Origin of the sequence: Nocardioides marinisabuli (assembly GCF_013466785.1) — a bacterium.
Taxonomy (GTDB): Bacteria; Actinomycetota; Actinomycetes; order Propionibacteriales; family Nocardioidaceae; genus Nocardioides; species Nocardioides marinisabuli.
In genome coordinates this window covers 100,721-117,728 of record NZ_CP059163.1, presented here as the reverse complement: position 1 = coordinate 117,728, position 17,008 = coordinate 100,721, and the positions used below count along the sequence as shown (strand labels likewise).

At 72.4% G+C, this 17,008-nt stretch carries 13 protein-coding genes, 1 tRNA gene and 2 pseudogenes; 12 read left to right on the top strand and 4 right to left on the bottom strand.

The features are described from left to right. Nucleotides 1–121 precede the first annotated feature (121 nt). Nucleotides 122–457 carry a GIY-YIG nuclease family protein gene (locus H0S66_RS00545; protein WP_258017040.1) on the top strand — a complete coding sequence of 112 codons (336 nt, stop codon included), beginning with the start codon at nt 122–124 and terminating at the stop codon, nt 455–457. Nucleotides 458–572: 115 nt separating this feature from the next. On the opposite strand, the gene H0S66_RS00540 is transcribed toward H0S66_RS00545, so the two are convergent. After that, nucleotides 573–4,034: a M36 family metallopeptidase gene (locus tag H0S66_RS00540; protein WP_179617010.1), complete on the bottom strand. Its 3,462-nt coding sequence runs from the start codon at nt 4,032–4,034 to the stop codon at nt 573–575. Nucleotides 4,035–4,170: 136 nt separating this feature from the next. Here H0S66_RS00540 and glgP point away from each other — a divergent pair, with 136 nt between their 5' ends. Further along, the gene (gene glgP, locus H0S66_RS00535) at nt 4,171–6,774 is read left to right on the top strand and encodes an alpha-glucan family phosphorylase (protein ID WP_179617009.1); all 2,604 of its coding nucleotides are present in this window, start codon (nt 4,171–4,173) and stop codon (nt 6,772–6,774) included. A 55-nt stretch (nt 6,775–6,829) separates the two neighbouring features. Here the strand turns inward: glgP and glgX are convergent, their stop codons facing one another. Further along, nucleotides 6,830–9,013 (bottom strand): glycogen debranching protein GlgX, encoded by a 2,184-nt coding sequence (glgX, locus tag H0S66_RS00530; protein ID WP_258017039.1) that lies wholly within the window; start codon nt 9,011–9,013, stop codon nt 6,830–6,832. 97 nt (nt 9,014–9,110) lie between these two features. On the opposite strand from glgX, the gene H0S66_RS00525 reads away from it, so the two are divergent. The 4 genes from H0S66_RS00525 to H0S66_RS00510 all read left to right on the top strand — a co-directional run bounded on the left by H0S66_RS00525 (nt 9,111) and on the right by H0S66_RS00510 (nt 12,247). Next, nucleotides 9,111–9,899, top strand: coding sequence for an enoyl-CoA hydratase/isomerase family protein (locus H0S66_RS00525; protein WP_258017038.1), 789 nt, complete (start codon nt 9,111–9,113; stop codon nt 9,897–9,899). A 31-nt stretch (nt 9,900–9,930) separates the two neighbouring features. After that, nucleotides 9,931–10,329: a hypothetical protein gene (locus H0S66_RS00520; protein ID WP_218876395.1), complete on the top strand. Its 399-nt coding sequence runs from the start codon at nt 9,931–9,933 to the stop codon at nt 10,327–10,329. A gap of 172 nt (nt 10,330–10,501) precedes the next feature. Beyond that, nucleotides 10,502–11,281 (top strand): electron transfer flavoprotein subunit beta/FixA family protein, encoded by a 780-nt coding sequence (locus H0S66_RS00515; protein WP_258017037.1) that lies wholly within the window; start codon nt 10,502–10,504, stop codon nt 11,279–11,281. Between the two features lie 12 nt (nt 11,282–11,293). Further along, nucleotides 11,294–12,247 carry an electron transfer flavoprotein subunit alpha/FixB family protein gene (locus H0S66_RS00510; RefSeq protein WP_179617006.1) on the top strand — a complete coding sequence of 318 codons (954 nt, stop codon included), beginning with the start codon at nt 11,294–11,296 and terminating at the stop codon, nt 12,245–12,247. Nucleotides 12,248–12,450: 203 nt separating this feature from the next. Here H0S66_RS00510 and H0S66_RS00505 read toward each other — a convergent pair whose 3' ends face one another. Then, on the bottom strand, nt 12,451–12,993 hold the full coding sequence (locus H0S66_RS00505; RefSeq protein WP_179617005.1) for an SGNH/GDSL hydrolase family protein: 543 nt from the start codon (nt 12,991–12,993) through the stop codon (nt 12,451–12,453). 56 nt (nt 12,994–13,049) lie between these two features. Here H0S66_RS00505 and H0S66_RS00500 point away from each other — a divergent pair. From H0S66_RS00500 to H0S66_RS00475, 6 genes and pseudogenes are all read left to right on the top strand, one after another. After that, a pseudogene (locus H0S66_RS00500) lies at nt 13,050–14,305 on the top strand (glutamate-5-semialdehyde dehydrogenase). 42 nt (nt 14,306–14,347) lie between these two features. Further along, nucleotides 14,348–14,512: a hypothetical protein gene (locus tag H0S66_RS00495; protein WP_179617003.1), complete on the top strand. Its 165-nt coding sequence runs from the start codon at nt 14,348–14,350 to the stop codon at nt 14,510–14,512. A 37-nt stretch (nt 14,513–14,549) separates the two neighbouring features. Further along, on the top strand, nt 14,550–15,158 hold the full coding sequence (gene nadD, locus H0S66_RS00490) for a nicotinate-nucleotide adenylyltransferase (RefSeq protein WP_179617585.1): 609 nt from the start codon (nt 14,550–14,552) through the stop codon (nt 15,156–15,158). Beyond that, nucleotides 15,155–15,547 (top strand): ribosome silencing factor, encoded by a 393-nt coding sequence (gene rsfS / locus H0S66_RS00485; RefSeq protein WP_179617002.1) that lies wholly within the window; start codon nt 15,155–15,157, stop codon nt 15,545–15,547. The genes nadD and rsfS overlap by 4 nt, the downstream gene beginning before the upstream one ends. Then, on the top strand, nt 15,544–16,164 hold the full coding sequence (locus H0S66_RS00480; RefSeq protein ID WP_179617001.1) for a histidine phosphatase family protein: 621 nt from the start codon (nt 15,544–15,546) through the stop codon (nt 16,162–16,164). Before rsfS ends, H0S66_RS00480 begins: the two co-directional genes overlap by 4 nt. A gap of 77 nt (nt 16,165–16,241) precedes the next feature. Further along, nucleotides 16,242–16,314: transfer RNA gene (locus tag H0S66_RS00475), tRNA-Ala, on the top strand. A 183-nt stretch (nt 16,315–16,497) separates the two neighbouring features. On the opposite strand, the pseudogene H0S66_RS20900 reads toward H0S66_RS00475, so the two are convergent. Next, nucleotides 16,498–16,992, bottom strand: a pseudogene (locus H0S66_RS20900) (FAD-linked oxidase C-terminal domain-containing protein); the annotation flags it as partial. Nucleotides 16,993–17,008 lie beyond the last annotated feature (16 nt).

Here is a 17,008-nt window from a genome sequence, read left to right as displayed (position 1 = left end):
GACGGACAGGAGCCTCAGCGAGGAGCGTCGCCGAGACCCGGTGACCGGCCCACCTGTCCTGCACAGCCCCGCTGAGCCTCAGCGCTGTCCTGAGCGTCGCCGCCACCCGGAGCGCCCAGCCGTGGATCAGGACAGCGTCCATGCCATGGCCTGGACCTACATCCTCGAGTGCGCCGACGGCTCGTTCTACGTCGGCAGCACCACCGACCTCGAGCGCCGCATCAGCCAACACGACCGCGGAGAGGGAGCTGAGTACACCACACCCAGTCGACGTCGTCCGGTGCGGCTGGTCTGGGCGGTTCAGTTCCAGCGGAGGGACGAGGCCTACGCCTGTGAGAAGCGGATCCAGGGATGGAGCCGGGCGAAGCGGATCGCCCTGATCGAGGGACGGTACGAGGACCTGCCCGCGCTCGCGCGGGGCCGGTGTCGGCGTCCCCTGGCTGAGGACGTGCCGTGACTCAAGGGGTCTCGGCGACGCTCGAGCCTCCGGCCCTCGCTGCTCGACCTACGAAAAGCGCCGAGCCGGCTCGTTCGAACGAGCCGGCTCGGCGGTGGTGCGGTGGAGCGTCGGGTCAGCGGGAGAAGACCTGCAGCTCCGAGGCGTGCACGATCGTGCCGCGGTCGGAGGCCGTGGCGCAGTCGGTGTCGTTGAGCGGGTCGTTGTCCTGCTCACCGGAGTAGCCCGGGGTGCCGGTGCACTGGTTCTCCAGGGTCACCAGGCGCACCGCGGCGGCCCTGGTCTTCCCGATCTTGAAGGAGCGCATCGTCTGGTCGGGCGCGACCGGGCGGGGGCGCCCGGCCGGGAAGGCGTCGGCCTTCGAGGTGAAGACGCGCTTCCAGGTGGCCTTGTCCGACTCGCAGCCGCTGGTGCAGACCTCGATGGCGAAGCGGCGCAGCGCGGTGAAGCGCGAGCCGGAGGCCGGGTCCTCGTCGGTGGCCAGCGGGATCGTGTCGCCCGAGGCCGGCGCGGGGGTCAGCAGGGCGCTGACCTGCACGCGACGGATCGTGTGCGTGCCCTTGGCCAGGTCGACGGAGACGAAGGGCTTCGACTCGTCGACGTTGGTCTCGGTGACGGCACCCCAGTTGGTCGACTCCTTGCCGTCGATCAGGTGGGCGGTGTTGAGCGAGCCGGGGGTCGCGTCGATGACCTTCGCGCCGTTCGCGGCCGCGGCCAGGTTCTTCTGCTTGGTCAGCCGCACGGTCTTGCGCTCGCCGGCCTTGACCCGCAGCGTGAACCGCTTGAAGCCGCCCTTGCCGGAGGTGTAGAGCATCCGGTAGGTGCCGGGGACCATCGAGACGGTGGCGTCGAGCTTCGACTTCGGCGAGGTGTCGGCGACGGGGGTGACCCGGGCCTGGTAGTCGCCCACGTAGATCTTGCCGGCGCCGCGCGAGGCCTTGAAGGTGACCGTGCCGTTGCGCTGCTTCGGGGAGGCGAAGCCGCCCTTGACGTGCTCGGAGTCGGCGTCGGGCGTCGAGGCGTCCTTGCCCATGCCGCGCTGCGCGAAGGCCTTCCACATCACCTTGGTGTCCTCGCCGCCGAAGCGCATCCGGTCGGCGGCCAGCATCGCGTCACGTGCGTCGAGCATCGAGGTGGCGCCCTGCTGGAGCAGGAAGGCGTCGAACATCAGCTGCACCCAGCGGCGGTTGCCGGGGCAGAACTGGGGCGCCAGCGGGCTGGCGTCCTCGGTGGCCTGGGCGCACCGCAGCTGCAGCGCCTTGTCCTTGTAGGGGAACTGCCGGTTGTGCTTCTTCACCAGGGCCTGGCGCACCGACCACTGGGTGCCGCTCCAGATCTCGCCGTCGGCGTGGACCTGCTGGCCGGTGGTGTCGAAGCCGACGTTGCTGTAGTTCAGCGGGTTCTTGTTGATGGCGTAGTCGCGGATCGCGGTGCGCTTGTTGCCGGTGGCGTAGACGCCGACGGCCCAGACGTTGCCGCCGTTCTTGTAGCCGTGGCTGAAGTGGTACTCCGCGGCGACCAGGTCGCCCCACGACTCGCCCATCGCGCCACCCTGCGCGGAGGTCAGGCCCTCGTCGGGCCCGGCGACCATGCGGTTGGAGATGGCGTGGGTGTACTCGTGGCCCACGATGCCCATGTCGAGCCCGCCGTCGGTGCAGGGGGCGTAGAACGCGCCCGCGATCGGCTGGAAGAGGTACTGGTTGGTGATGCCGGGCACGCCGTCCTGCAGGGTGATCTGGTTGGCGTTGTCACGGCCCAGGTACGTCGGCTGGCCGCCGCTGAGGGCGCCGGCCTGCACGTTGCCGATCTCCTGGTCGCCCTCGACACCGCCGCGCCCGAAGTTCTCGAGCTGCAGGTTGTAGTTGGCTTCGGTGAAGCCCAGGTAGTAGCTGTAGTCGTGCATCCGGTTGTGGGAGACGAAGAGGTTCTGCGTCGAGAACTCGATGTCGTTGCCGCCGGGCACCAGCTCGCTGGGGCTGCACCCGGAGTTGTTCCAGGCGTCGGTGAACTCGCCGGTGTACTGGCGCGTGGGGGAGACCGGGGCCTGCAGCAGGCCGCCGGGGGTCAGCGGGCTGGCCCACGCCTCGTGGGTGTTGGCGTTGTTGCCGACGGTGGTCGCGGTCGTCGTGCCGGTGGCGTCCAGCGCGTCCCACGGGTAGGTGGCGGCCACGTTCTTGAAGGGGCCGCTGGGCAGCGTGCACTCGGGACCGGCGATCCAGCAGCCGATGACCGAGTTCGTGGGCGTCGAGTCGTTGTTGACCGAGCTCATCGCCGGGTTGGCAGCGAAGTAGCGCCACGCCGGCGAGAAGAGCTGACCGCCGGTCGACGGGGCGCCCTGGTCGCTGGTGGAGAGCAGCAGCGAGTAGGTGCCGCTCACCGCGGAGGCGGAGTCGAAGGGGCAGACCTGCACGCCGTAGATGCCGGCCTTCAGCTTGTCCGAGGAGTACGTCGCCAGCTCGGGGCTGGTGAGCAGGTCCTGGGTGAAGAGCAGCTCCTTGCCGGGGCCGAAGATCTTGACGGTGATGTCGTCGGCGGGGGTGCTCAGGCCGAGCGCGTTGATGGTGCGGGTCTTGTCGTCGGCCAGCTCGAAGTCGTGCACGGGGCCGCACTGGTCGCCGGTGAAGGCGCCGGTGAAGACGTCGTTGACCTGGTCGTGCTCGACCTTGTTCTCGCGGTGCAGCACCTCGCCGGTCAGGGCGTCGACCATCAGCGTGTAGGCGAACGCGTCGCCCGCGTCGCTGTCGACGACGTTGGCCTCCAGCACCGGGCGCACGGTGCCGTCGGCCTTGGCCAGGGCGCGCAGGCGGACCTGCTGCGGCTGGGCGAAGCCGGGCACCGTCAGCACGGTCCAGTCCTCGGTGACGTCGCGGACGATGTCGGCCACGGCCGAGGCGGTCAGGTCGCGGCCCACGTTGCGGGCGGCGGCCAGCCAGCCCTGCTGGGGGCTGAGCTTCGTCGCGGAGGCGTCGAGCTCGGTGCCGGAGCGCACCAGCGAGGAGGAGACGTAGGCGATCTCGCCGCGCGCGACCCCGACGGTCACCATCGAGCCGAGGGCGGGGGTGAGGTCCCCGAAGCGCTGGCGCAGCAGCACGGCGTACCCGGGGTGCGGGGCGTCGTCGTAGACGGCGAGCTCCTGGGTGTTGACCAGCTCGAGGCCGCGCATCTGGGTGGCGTCCATCCCGAAGACGGCGGCGTTGGCCTCGAGCCAGGCGCGCGCCGACTTCTCGGCGTTCGCCGCGCCGGCGCCCGGGAAGGCAGCGCGGGCCAGCACCCCGTCGGCGGGCAGGATCGAGGCGGGGGTCCCGAAGTCGTTCCACCGCACGCTGACGGCGCCCAGGGCGTCGGCGACCCGGCGCTGGGCCAGGGTGGGCAGGGCGGTGCCGCGCGCGTCGAGGTCGGAGAGACCGGGCACGGAGTCGCCGATGGTCACGACGTCGTCGAGGGAGAAGGTGCTCGGGGCGGCAGGGCCGCTGGTGGCGAGGGCGGGGAGCTGCGCGAGGCCGGGCACCAAGGTGGCGGTCGCCAGGGCCAACGCCGCCGTCCTGCGGCGGCGTCTGCGCACGGGGTTCGTGGTCATGGCCCTCTCAACGCCACCGGGTGCCGGCGGTTATGCGTGGTGGCCCACGAACCTGACGCCGTGACAGGTTCGTGACCGGGAAGAAATACGGCGCAGAGGCTTTTTGGATCGTTCCACGAGGCGCTAGCGTCAGCGGGTGCGCGCGATCCGACGATTCACCGTCCACCCCGTCCTCCCCGCCCGCCTGGGCGCCCTCAGCGAGCTGGCCGGCAACCTGCGCTGGTCCTGGCACCCGCCGACCCAGGACGTCTTCGCGGCCGTCGACGCCGAGCTGTGGGAGTCGACCGGGCACGACCCGGTGCGCCTGCTGGCCTCGGTCGGCGCCGAGCGGCTCGACGAGCTGGCCGCCGACGCGTCGTTCGTGGCGCGGCTCGAGGCGGCGCGTGCCGACCTGGCGGCGTACGTCGAGGGGGAGCGGTGGTACCAGAAGCGCGTCGCCGCCGGCACCCTGACCGGGCCCACCGGCGGGGCCGCGCCCCGCGCGATCGGCTACTTCTCCCCGGAGTTCGGCATCACCGCGGTGCTGCCGCAGTACTCCGGCGGCCTCGGCATCCTGGCCGGCGACCACCTCAAGGCCGCCAGCGACCTGGGCGTGCCGATCATCGGTGTCGGGCTGCTCTACCGCCACGGCTACTTCCGCCAGTCGCTCTCGCGCGAGGGCTGGCAGCAGGAGACCTACCCCGTCCTGGACCCCGACGAGCTGCCGATCTCGCTACTGCGCGAGGAGAACGGCGCCGCGGCCACCATCTCGATCGCGATGCCCGGCGGGCCCGACCTCGTCGCGCGCATCTGGGTCGCCGCGGTGGGCCGGGTGCCGCTGCTGATGCTCGACACCGACGTCGAGGGCAACCCCGAGCACTACGTCGACGTCACCGACCGCCTGTACGGCGGCACCTCCGAGCACCGCCTGCGCCAGGAGCTGCTGCTCGGCGTCGGCGGCGTGCGTGCGCTGCGGGTCTTCTCGCGGCTGACCGGGCACCCCGAGCCGGAGGTCTTCCACACCAACGAGGGCCACGCGGGCTTCCTGGGCCTGGAGCGGATCCGCGAGCTGACCGCTGCGGCCGACGGGCCCGGGCTCGACTTCGACACCGCCCTCGAGGTCGGCCGGGCCTCCACCGTCTTCACCACCCACACCCCGGTGCCCGCCGGCATCGACCGCTTCGACCGCACCCTGGTCGAGCAGTACTTCAGCGAGGCCGGCGCCACCCCGGGCGTCCCGCTCGAGCGGATCCTGGCGCTGGGCGCCGAGGACTACGCCGGCGGCGACAGCGGCGTCTTCAACATGGCCGTGATGGGCTTCCGGCTGGCCCAGCGGGCCAACGGCGTCTCGCTGCTGCACGGGCAGGTCTCCCGCGGCATGTTCCAGGGCCTGTGGCCGGCCTTCGACGAGGCCGAGGTGCCGATCACCTCGATCACCAACGGGGTGCACGCCCCGACCTGGGTGGCGCGCGAGGTCTTCGGGCTGGCCGACGGGGCCGACCCCGACTCCGACGACACCGGTGCGTTCTTCGCCGCCGCCGACACCGTCGACGCCGGGCGCATGTGGGCGGTCAAGCGCGAGCTGCGCCTGCGCCTGGTGCAGGACGCCCGGGCCCGCCTGGCCCGCTCGTGGGTCGAGCGGGGCGCGGCCCCGGCCGAGCTCGGCTGGATCGACTCCGCGCTGGACCCCGACGTGCTGACCATCGGCTTCGCGCGCCGGGTGCCGTCGTACAAGCGCCTCACGCTGATGCTGCGCGACCCCGCGCGCCTCAAGCGGCTGCTGCTCGACCCCGAGCGGCCGGTGCAGCTGGTCATCGCCGGCAAGTCGCACCCCGCCGACGACGGCGGCAAGCGGCTGATCCAGGAGATGGTGCGCTTCGCCGACGACCCCGAGGTGCGTCACCGCATCGTCTTCCTGCCCAACTACGACATCGCGATGGCCCAGCCGCTCTACCCCGGCTGCGACGTGTGGCTCAACAACCCGCTGCGGCCCTACGAGGCCTGCGGCACCTCGGGCATGAAGGCCGCGCTCAACGGCGGCCTCAACCTCTCCATCCTCGACGGCTGGTGGGACGAGTGGTACGACGGCGGCAACGGCTGGGCGATCCCGTCGGCCGACGGGCTCGACGACGCCGACCGCCGCGACGACCTCGAGGCCTCGGCGCTCTACGACCTGCTGGAGAACCAGGTCGCACCGCGCTTCTACGACGTCGACGAGGCGGGCGTGCCGACCGGCTGGGTCGAGATGCTGCGCCACACGCTGAGGTCGCTGGGCCCTAAGGTGCTCGCGACCCGGATGGTGCGCGACTACGTGCGCGAGCTCTACGCGCCCGCGACCGGCCACGCCCGCGCGCTCAACAGCGACTACGCGGGTGCCGTCGAGCTGGCGGCCTGGAAGCGCCGGGTGCTGGCCGCCTGGCCCTCGGTGCGCGTCGAGCACGTCGAGAGCAGCGGCGTGGGCGACTCGCCCGAGGTCGGCTCGGTGCTCTCGGCGCGGGCCTTCGTCTCGCTGGGCGAGCTGGACCCGGACGACGTCACCGTGCAGCTGGTGCACGGCCGCGCCGACGCCGACGACGCGATCCTCGACGCCGAGCGCGCGGAGCTCGCGCTCGCCGAGACCTACGGCGGCGGGCGCTTCCGCTTCGACGGCGACGTGTCGCTGGCCCACGCCGGGGCGTTCGGCTACACCGTGCGGGTGCTGCCGCAGCACCCGCTGCTGGCCTCCGACGCCGAGCTCGGCGTCGTCGCGCTGCCGCTCTGACGAGTCGTGCCCCCGGGCGTGGTCGCCGGACCACGCCCGGGGGCACGACCCGCCGTCAGGGGGCGGTGCTGCGCAGCACCACGACGCTGCGCCGCCCGACGGTCAGCTCGCCGCCGGCCTCGACCACGGTGCCCACGGCCAGCCGCGCGTCGGTGGAGAGCACCACCTCGCCGCGCTGCACCCAGTCGTTCTCGGGCAGCGAGACCCGCTGGGGCAGCCAGCCGGAGCCGAACCACACCATGAACGAGGCGTCGACCTGCTGCTCGCCGCGCGGGCCGGGCGCGCGCAGCGGCGAGCCCGAGACGAACATCCCCACGGTGCGCAGCTCGGGGTCGTGCCAGTCGTCGGGGGTCATCTCGCGCCCGCTCGGGTGCAGCCAGGCCAGGTCCTTCGGGCCGCCGCGGATCGTGGGCCGGCCCTCGAACCAGTGCCGCTGGCGCAGCGCCGGGTGCTCGCGGCGCAGCCGGAGCGCGGCCCGGGTCACCTCGTAGACGTCGAGCCAGGCGTCGTCGGGGCGCCAGTCGACGTACGACAGCTCGTTGTCCTGGCAGTAGGCGTTGTTGTTGCCGCGCTGGGTGCGCCCGCGCTCGTCGCCGGCGGTGATCATCGGGACGCCGTTCGACAGGCACAGCGTGGCCATGATGTTGGCGGCCTGGCGTCGGCGCACCGCGAGGAGTGCCGGGTCGTCGGTCTCGCCCTCGACGCCGTGGTTCCACGAGCGGTTGTTGTCGGTGCCGTCGCGGTTGTCCTCGCCGTTGGCCTCGTTGTGCTTGTGCTCGTAGCTGACCAGGTCGCGCACCGTGAACCCGTCGTGGGCGGTGACGAAGTTGATCGAGGCGTACGCCGAGCGCCCGTCGTCGGCGTAGAGGTCGGAGGAGCCGGCCAGCCGGGTCGCGACCGCGTGGGTGCCGTGGTTGTGGTTGCGCCAGAAGTCCCGGATCGCGTCGCGGTACTGGTCGTTCCACTCCACCCACGGCGGCGGCATGCCGCCGACCAGGTAGCCGTCCATCGAGGCGTCCCACGGCTCGGCGATGAGCTTGACGTGGCGCAGCACCGGGTCCTGGCCGATCGCGACGAGCAGGTCGGAGTTCATGTCGATGTCGTAGCCGGTGCGCGTCAGCGCCGACATCAGGTCGAAGCGGAAGCCGTCGACGTGCATCTCGGTGACCCAGTAGCGCAGCGAGTCGAGGATCATCCGCAGCGCCAGCGGGTTGTTGGAGTCGACGGTGTTGCCGCAGCCGGTGACGTCCCAGTAGGTGTCGTCGAAGGTCACCGCGCCGGTCTTGGGGTCGGGCACCGGGGCCACCCGCTTGTAGAAGCCGCGGTCGTCGAGGCCGCGGAAGCTCAGCGTCGGGCCCAGCGGGCCGGCCTCGGCGGTGTGGTTGTAGACCACGTCGAGGATCACCTCGATGCCGGCGCGGTGCAGCGCGCGCACCATCTCCTTGAACTCGGTGACCTGCTCACCGCGCTCGCCGGAGGAGGAGTACGCCGCGTGCGGGGCGAAGTAGCCGATGGAGTTGTAGCCCCAGTAGTTGGTGGCGCCGCGCTCGGTCAGCGACGGCTCCGAGACGAACTGGTGGACCGGCAGCAGCTCGACGGCCGTCACCCCGAGGTCGCGCAGGTAGTCGGTCACGGCCGGCTGCGCCAGCCCGGCGTACGTGCCGCGCAGGTGCTCGGGCACCCGGTCGTGCAGGGCGGTGAGCCCCTTGACGTGCGCCTCGTAGATCACGGTGTCGCGCCAGCGGCGGCGCATCGGGACGTCGCCCTGCCAGTCGAAGGACGGGTCGACGACCACGCCGCGCGGCACGTGGCCGGCCGAGTCGTGGTCGTCGCGCACCTCGGGGCTGCCCAGCACGTAGGCGAAGGCGGGCTGCTCGGGCACCAGGTCACCGGTCGTGGCCTGCGCGTAGGGGTCGAGCAGCAGCTTGGCGGGGTTGAAGCGCAGGCCCTCGGCCGGTTTCCACGGCCCGTCGACGCGGTAGCCGTACGCCGTGCCGGGGCGGACCCCGGGCAGCGCGCCGTGCCAGATGCCCAGGGACTGCTCGGTCAGCTGGTGGCGGACCTCGACCTCGCCGCCGTCGGGCGCCTCCTCGAAGACGCACAGCCACACCTCGGTGGCCGCCGGTGCGTAGACCGCGAAGTTGGTCGACTCGGCCGACCAGGTCGCCCCCAGGGGCCAGTTGCGCCCGGGCCAGACCTGGGATGTCTGGCCGAGGTGGGTCCACGTCGAAGGAGTCACACGCACCAGTCTCCCAGCACCGGTCGCGCCAGTGGCACGATGCCCGGGTGCGCACCGCGCACAGCATCGATCCTCACCGACCAGAGAGGTTGTGCCCGTGGCCGACCAAGCCGAGTTCGTGCGTCTCGAGGTGGCCGACGGCGTCGCCACCATCCGCCTGGACCGCCCGAAGATGAACGCCATCTCCATCCAGGTGCAGCAGGAGCTCACCGCGGTGGTGGCCGAGGTCGTCGAGCGCGACGACGTCAAGGCCGTCGTGCTGACCGGCGGCGAGCGGGTCTTCGCGGCCGGCAACGACGTCAAGGAGATGGCCGGCATGTCGCACACCGACATGGTCAAGCGCTCCGGGCCGCTGCAGGCCGCGGTCACCGCGGTGGCGCGCATCCCCAAGCCGGTGGTCGCGGCCGTCAACGGCTACGCCCTCGGCGGCGGCTGCGAGCTCGCGCTGGCCGCCGACATCCGGGTCGCGGGGGAGCGCACCGTGATGGGCCAGCCCGAGGTGCTGCTCGGCATCATCCCCGGCGCCGGCGGCACCCAGCGGCTCTCGCGCCTGGTCGGGCCCAGCAAGGCCAAGGACATCATCTTCACCGGCCGCTTCGTGAAGGCCGACGAGGCGCTGGCCATCGGCCTGGTCGACAAGGTGGTGCCCGACGAGAGCGTCCTGGAGGAGGCGACTGCCTGGGCGCGCCAGTTCGCCGGCGCGGCGTCGTACGCCGTGCGCGCGGCCAAGGAGTGCATCGACCGCGGCCTCGAGGTCGACCTCGAGACGGGCCTGGAGATCGAGCGGATGCAGTTCGCGTCGCTGTTCGCCACCCGGGACCGGACCGTCGGTATGTCATCCTTCGTCGAGAACGGACCGGGCAAGGCTCAGTTCACCGGGAGCTGAGCGTCAGGGTCGGACCTCCAAGGAGCGCCGCGTGGCACTGAAGAGATCGAAGAAGAGCGCCGAGGTGGCCGAGCAGGACACCACGACCGCGGCGGCCGCGCCCGCCAAGCGCGGACGCGGGGGCACGAGCACCGCGGTGGTGCGCGCCAAGGTGGCCACCGCCCTGTGGGCGGTCTTCGTGCTGCTCGCGATGGTGCTGGCCGTGGGGGCACTGCTGATCGCGATCGACGCCAACCGCGACAACGGCCTGGTCTCCTTCGTGCTCGACCTCGCCGACGGCGTCGACCTGGGCGTCTTCTCCCGCGAGAACGGCATCCGCGAGTTCGACGGCTCCAACGCCGAGACCAAGAACGCGCTGTTCAACTGGGGCCTCGGGGCGGTGGCCTACCTGGTCGTCGGCCGCCTCGTGGAGCGCGTCGTCAAGCCCTGACCCACCGGCCCAGCAGCCGGCCCGACCGTGACAGCGCCGCTGTCACACATGTGAGATACCCAACCGCGGACGCTGTACCGCGGACCCCCGACTCGCGGGTAACCTCGCCGAGACCACCGAGTGCACAGGAGGGGCCCTGACCGGGCCAGATCCCATGAACATTGTTGTCTGTGTGAAGTACGTGCCCGATGCCACCGCCGACCGCCAGTTCGAGTCGGACAACACCGTCGACCGCGTGGGCGTCGACGGCCTGCTGTCCGAGCTCGACGAGTACGCCGTCGAGCAGGCGCTGCAGCTGAAGGAGAAGGCCGGCGACGACACCGAGGTGACCGCGCTGTGCGTGGGCCCCGAGAAGGCCGTCGACGCCGTGCGCAAGGCACTGCAGATGGGTGCCGACAAGGGCATCCACGTCTCCGACGAGGCCATCGCCGGCTCCGACTACATCGCCACGTCGCTGGTGCTGGCCAAGGCCGTCGAGAAGGCCGGCGCCGAGAAGCCCGTCGACCTCGTCATGTGCGGCATGGCCTCGACCGACGCCTCCGGCTCGGTCGTCCCGGCCATGCTGGCCGAGCGTCTCGACCTGCCCCAGGTCACCTTCGCCTCGGTCATCGAGGCCCAGGGCGACCAGGTGCGGATCAAGCGCGACGGCGACACCGCCACCGAGGTCATCGGCGCGACGATGCCGCTGGTGCTCTCGGTCACCGACCAGACCGGCGAGGCCCGCTACCCCTCCTTCAAGGGGATCATGGCGGCCAAGAAGAAGCCGATGGAGACCTGGTCGCTGGCCGACATCGGCGTCGAGGCCGACCAGGTCGGTCTGTCCGTGGCGTGGTCGCAGGTCGAGGAGACCGCCGCCCGCCCGCCGCGCACCGCCGGCGAGATCGTCACCGACGAGGACGGGTCGGGCGCCGAGGCGCTCACCGGCTTCCTCGCCTCCAAGAAGTTCATCTGAGGAGCGTCCGAGATGTCTGAAGTCCTGGTTGTCGTCGACCACGTCGACGGCGCAGTCAAGAAGCCCACCTTCGAGCTCCTCGCCCTGGCCAAGCGCCTCGGCGAGCCCAGCGCCGTCGTCTTCGGCGGCTCGGAGGCGGCCTCGGCCGCGGCCGAGAAGCTCACGGCCTTCGGGGCCGAGAAGATCTACGTCGTCGACGACGCGGAGATCAAGGGCTACCTGGTGGCCCCCAAGGCCGAGGCCCTGCAGCAGCTGGTCGAGAAGACCAGCCCCGCCGCGGTGCTCCTGGTCTCCGGCTACGAGGGCAAGGAGGTGGCGGCCCGCCTGGCGATCAAGACCGGCTCGGGCCTGATCACCGACGCCGTCGACGTCGAGGAGGGTGGCGTGACCACCCAGTCGGTCTTCGCCGGCAGCTACACCGTCAAGGCGAAGGTCACCCACGGCACCCCGATCATCACGGTCAAGCCCAACTCGGCCGCGCCCGAGGAGACCGCCGGTGCCGGCACCGTCGAGCAGTTCGCCGCGACGATCTCCGACTCGGCCAAGAAGGCCCAGATCGTGGCCGCCCAGCCGCGCAAGGCCTCGGGCCGCCCCGAGCTGACCGAGGCCGCGATCGTGGTCTCGGGCGGTCGTGGCACCGGTGGCGACTTCGCCCCGATCGAGGGCCTGGCCGACGCGCTCGGCGCCGCGGTCGGTGCCTCGCGTGCCGCCGTCGACTCCGGCTGGATGCCGCACAGCTTCCAGGTCGGCCAGACCGGCAAGGTCGTCTCGCCGCAGCTCTACGTGGCCAACGGCATCTCCGGTGCGATCCAGCACCGCGCCGGCATGCAGACCTCGAAGACGATCGTCGCGGTCAACAAGGACGAGGAGGCCCCGATCTTCGAGCTCGTGGACTTCGGCGTCGTCGGCGACCTGCACAACGTGCTCCCGGCCGCCACCGAGAAGATCAACCAGCGCAAGGGCTGAGCCCCCGGCTCACCTCACCGAGGGCCCCGACCACGACGTGGTCGGGGCCCTTCGGCGTCCGCGTCCGGGTCGTGGTCCGGGTCGTGGTCCCGGTCGTGTGGTCGAGGACGCGCCATGGCGCGGCCACAGGCCACGACCCGAGCCACGACTCAGGCCACGACCCAGGCCACGACCCGGACCACGACTCAGGCCACGACCCGGTCTCAGCGCAGGGCGTCGGCGACGGCGGGCAGCAGGAGGTCGTAGGCGGCGCCGGTGAGGTGCACGCCGTCGTCGAGGTACGCCGCCGCGCCGAGCGGGGCGAGCAGGGCCAGGGCGTCGACGACGCGGCCGCCGGCCTCGGTGGTGAGCCGGGCGCCGATGGCGGCGTACGACGCCACGACGGCGCTGGTGCGGTCGCCGGGGCCGCCGAGCCGGGCCTCGTCGACCCCGGGCGGGGTGACGTAGACCAGGCGGCCTAGGCGGGTGGTGCCGAGGTCGGCCAGGTGGTCGAGCAGCTCGCGCAGGTTGGTCTCGAAGTCGTAGGGCGGCACCGCCTTCCAGGGGGCGGCGTCGTTGGTGCCGACCGAGACGACCACGGCGTCCTCGGGGCGCAGGTGCACCCCGTCGGCCTGCCCGCGCAGCTCGAACGCGAACGAGCCGCCCACGGCGGCGTTGACGACCTCGACCCCGGGCTCGGGAGCCAGCCGGTGCAGGTCGCGGCGGACCCGGTCGAGGTGGCTGTCGCCGAGCAGCACGATGCGCATGTCCGCAGCCTAGGAGGCCGCGGGGCCGGCCCCGGCGCGGCCTCTACGATCGCGTCATGAGCGACGCCCCCACCGACCCCGTGCTCGTCCTGGCCGACCGTGCCCGCGAGGCCAGCCACGGCCTCGCCCAGGCCACGCGCGCCACCAAGGACGCGGCGCTGCACGCGATGGCCGACGCGCTCGTCGCGGCCGCCGACACGGTGCTGGGCGCCAACGCCGACGACGTGCGCCGGGCGGAGGAGGCGGGCACGCCCGCGGCATCGTCGACCGGCTGCGCCTGACCCACGAGCGCGTCGAGGCGATGGCCCAGGGGCTGCGCGACGTCGCGGGCCTGCCCGACCCGGTGGGGGAGGTGGTGCGCGGCAGCACCCTGGCCAACGGCCTCGAGATGCGCCAGGTGCGGGTGCCCTTCGGCGTGGTCGCGATGATCTACGAGGCCCGGCCCAACGTCACGGCCGACGCCGCCGGGATCTGCGTGAAGTCGGGCAACGCGGTGCTGCTGCGCGGCTCCTCGAGCGCCGCGGCCAGCAACGCCGCGATCGTCGAGGTGCTGCGCGGAGCGGCGGCCGGGGCCGGCCTCGAGCCCGATGTCGTACAGCTGGTGCCCGCCGACTCCCGCGAGAGCGTCACCACCCTGATGCGCGCCCGCGGGCGCGTCGACGTGCTGATCCCGCGCGGGGGAGCGGGGCTGATCCGCAGCGTGGTGGAGGGCTCGACGGTGCCGGTCATCGAGACCGGGGTCGGCAACTGCCACGTGTACGTCGACCGCGCCGCCGACCTCGACAAGGCCCTGGCGGTCGTGCTCAACGCCAAGACCCACCGCCCCAGCGTCTGCAACGCCGCCGAGACGCTGCTCGTGCACGCCGACCTCGCCGAGACCTTCCTGCCCCGCGTCGTGACCGCGCTGCAGGAGGCCGGGGTGACCGTGCACGGCGACGCCGCGACCGCGGCGCTGCCCGGCGTCGTGCCTGCCACCGACGACGACTGGGACGCCGAGTACCTCTCCCTGGACCTGGCCGTGGCCGTCGTCGACTCGATCGACGCCGCGATCGCGCATGTGCGCCGCCACTCCAGCGCCCACAGCGAGGCCATCCTCACCGAGGACCAGTCGGCCGCGCGCCGCTTCGTGGCCTCGGTCGACTCGGCGGCGGTGCTGGTCAACGCCAGCACCCGCTTCACCGACGGGGGAGAGCTGGGCTTCGGTGCCGAGATCGGGATCAGCACCCAGAAGCTGCACGCCCGCGGCCCGATGGGGCTGCCCGAGATGACCTCGACCAAGTACGTCGTCACGGGCGAGGGGCACGTGCGCTGAGGCGGTGCCGGGCGGGGGCGGCGCGGGCGGTAGTCTGTGGCCATGACCGCGGCCCAGATCCTGCAGAGCACCGTCGTCCTCGCCTCCGAGGCCGAGCACGAGGTCGACCACCTGGTGTCCTACGGCGTCGGACTGCTGGTCCTGGTGATCATGCTGGGCCTGCTCGCCGCGCTGCTCGGGTTCGGCAACGGCCGCGAGCACAGCTGAGCCTCGGCTCGTGACGCGTCGACGCCGGGTCGGCGTCATGGGCGGCACCTTCGACCCCATCCACCACGGGCACCTCGTGGCGGCCTCGGAGGTCCAGGCGTGGTTCGACCTCGACGAGGTCGTCTTCGTCCCCACCGGCGACCCCTGGCAGAAGGCCGACCGGCAGGTCACCGAGGCCGAGCACCGCTACCTGATGACGGTGATCGCGACCGCGGCCAACCCGCGCTTCAACGTCAGCCGCGTCGACATCGACCGCAGCGGGCGGACGTACACGATCGACACCCTGCGCGACCTGCGTGAGCGGCTGCCCGACGCCGACCTCTACTTCATCACCGGCGCCGACGCGCTGGCCGAGATCTTCACCTGGCGCGACGCCGACGAGCTCTTCGAGCTCGCCCAGTTCGTGGGCTGCACCCGGCCCGGCTACGAGATGGACGAGGAGACGTTGCGGTCGATCCCGGCCGACCGTGTCACGATGGTGGAGATCCCCGCACTGGCCATCTCGTCCACGGACTGCCGTGCGCGCACGCAGCGTGGCGAGCCGGTGTGGTACCTCGTGCCCGACGGCGTCGTCCAGTACATCGCCAAGCACGACCTCTACCCAGGCGCTCCCGGCGCCGCCACGACCCACCTCGGAGACTCATGACCGCCACCGACCACGCGATCGAGCTCGTGCACGCCGCGGCGCGCGCCGCCGGCGACAAGCTCGGCCAGGACCTCCTCGCCTACGACGTCAGCGAGCAGCTGGCCATCACCGACGCCTTCCTCCTCGTCTCCGCCTCCAACGACCGCCAGGTCAAGGCGATCGTCGACGAGGTCGAGGACAAGCTGCGCGAGATCGGCGCCAAGCCGATCCGCCGGGAGGGCGAGCGCGACGGGCGCTGGGTCCTCATCGACTACGGCGAGATCGTGGTGCACGTCCAGCACGAGGAGGAGCGCGAGTTCTACGCCCTCGAGCGGCTGTGGCGCGACTGCCCGGTCATCGAGCTGCCGGCCGACGCCACGGGTCCCAGCGCTCCCCGCGACCCGGCGTGAGCCGCACCCTGGTCCTGCTCCGGCACGGCCAGACCGCCTCCAACCGCGAGCGGCGGATCCAGGGCCAGCTCGACGTCGACCTCGACGACACCGGCCGCGAGCAGGCGGCGCGCACCGCGCCCGTCGTGGCCGCGCTGCGCCCGGACGTCGTGTGGTGCTCCGACCTGGCCCGTGCCCGGGCCACCGTCGCGCCGGTGCTGCGCGAGCTGGGCCGCGAGCCGTCGTGGGCGTCGTACGACGCACGGCTGCGCGAGTTCCACCTCGGCGAGCGGCAGGGCCTCACCCACGACGAGTACCGCGCGCTCGACGCGACGGAGTTCTCGGCGTTCCGGGCCGGTGACTACGACGTGGTGCCGGGGGCCGAGAAGGCCGCCGAGGTGGGCCTGCGGATGGGCGAGGCGCTCGGCGAGCTGCTGCGGGCGACCCCCGCGGGCGGCACCGCGCTGGCGGTCTCGCACGGGGCGGCGATCCGCGTCGCCACCGGGGCGCTGCTGGGGTGGCCCGAGCAGCAGTTCGCGACCCTCCAGGGAGTCGGGAACTGCGGCTGGGTGGTCTTCCGCGAGCACGCCGGCGACGGCGTGCTGCGCCTCGAGGCCTACAACCGCACGGTGTCCTGACCCCCGATTTCACATCGTCGTGGGCGTCGGCTAATGTTCCGCAGGTCGCTCACCGGCAACGGGGAGGCAGACGAGTTGGGGCTGTGGCGCAGCTGGTAGCGCATCTGCATGGCATGCAGAGGGTCAGGGGTTCGAGTCCCCTCAGCTCCACAACGAAGACAGACCCCCGGCACAGCGCGAGAGCGCTGAGCCGGGGGTCTTCTTCGTTGTGCAGAGGAGCCGAGTCGTCGCTCCTTCCCGGGAGGAGCGAAGCGGGGGACGGGAAGAAGCGACGACTCGGCGATCCCGGAGCGAAGCGTGAGGTGCCGGGCCACCGCACGCCGGGCAACTGCCTCAGGCCAGCACAGCCCCAGGATTCAAGATGCCGAGCGGGTCCAGCGCCCCCTTGACCGCCCGCGACATCGCCATCGCGCCGGGGTCGAGCTCGCGGGCCAGCCAGTCGCGCTTGAGCCGGCCCACGCCGTGCTCGCCGGTGATGGTGCCGCCGAGCTCGAGAGCGGCAGCGGTGATGGCGTCGAAGGCACGGGTCGCGGCGGCCACGGAGGCCGGGTCGGCGGCGTCGTGGACGATCGTGGGGTGCATGTTGCCGTCGCCGGCGTGCCCGAAGACGCCGATGGTCAGCGCCTCCTGCTCGGCCACCCGCTCGACGGCCTCGAGGAGCTCGACCACCCGTCCGCGCGGCACGCAGACGTCGTCGAGGACCCAGTCGCCGAGCCGCTCCAGCGCCGGCAGCGCCTGGCGCCGCGCCTCGAGCAGCGCCTCGCCTCGGCGGCGTCGTCGGCCGCCACGGACGTCCTCGGCGCCGGCGTCCTCGCACAGCGCCGCCATCCGCTCCAGCACGGCG

What these genes read in the sequence shown, in the direction of transcription:
- H0S66_RS00510 (WP_179617006.1), top strand. Translation starts at nt 11,294, where the DNA reads ATGTCTGAAGTCCTGGTTGTCGTCGACCACGTCGACGGCGCAGTCAAG.
- H0S66_RS00495 (WP_179617003.1), top strand. Translation starts at nt 14,348, where the DNA reads ATGACCGCGGCCCAGATCCTGCAGAGCACCGTCGTCCTCGCCTCCGAG.
- rsfS (WP_179617002.1), top strand. Translation starts at nt 15,155, where the DNA reads ATGACCGCCACCGACCACGCGATCGAGCTCGTGCACGCCGCGGCGCGC.
- H0S66_RS00540 (WP_179617010.1), bottom strand. Translation starts at nt 4,034, where the DNA reads ATGACCACGAACCCCGTGCGCAGACGCCGCCGCAGGACGGCGGCGTTG.
- H0S66_RS00505 (WP_179617005.1), bottom strand. Translation starts at nt 12,993, where the DNA reads ATGCGCATCGTGCTGCTCGGCGACAGCCACCTCGACCGGGTCCGCCGC.
- nadD (WP_179617585.1), top strand. Translation starts at nt 14,550, where the DNA reads ATGGGCGGCACCTTCGACCCCATCCACCACGGGCACCTCGTGGCGGCC.